A 376-nucleotide genomic window follows, 5' to 3' on the forward strand; every position below is an offset into this window, starting at 1 on the left:
CTGTTTTGCAGCCTTTTTATTATGCAAACGTGGGGGATAGTCAAAACAGGATTAAAGACTAAATTAAAGAATATATATTATTTGTAGCAAAATATGAGAATTTGAAGGGGGAAACCATGTATTCAGTTCTATTTTTCGCAGTTGCAATTGTAATTGTAATTTTGATAATGCTAAATAGAAAGAATAAAAAGGTAGTATTATCACTGATAGTAATCCTAATTCTGTTGCTCTTAGGTGGTCTTTTAATTGTAAGGGATATTGTTCAAAATTTCGGGACTTAAAAAGTTCCAGAAGGGAATTATGCCGTACCCTTTTCATTGTAAAATTTAAGAACTCCTCAAATAAAATAAATTCTAATGCAACTAACGCATGCATT

At 30.3% G+C, this 376-nt stretch carries 1 protein-coding gene; it reads right to left on the minus strand.

The window, feature by feature from the left end; translation table 11 throughout:
* Positions 1 to 63 precede the first annotated feature (63 nt).
* Positions 64 to 376, minus strand: a 313-nt coding sequence (locus CN514_RS26265) for a hypothetical protein (RefSeq protein ID WP_217993965.1), incomplete at its 5' end; no start/stop codon positions are given.

The organism is Bacillus sp. AFS001701, assembly GCF_002559405.1.
GTDB lineage: Bacteria > Bacillota > Bacilli > Bacillales > Bacillaceae_G > Gottfriedia.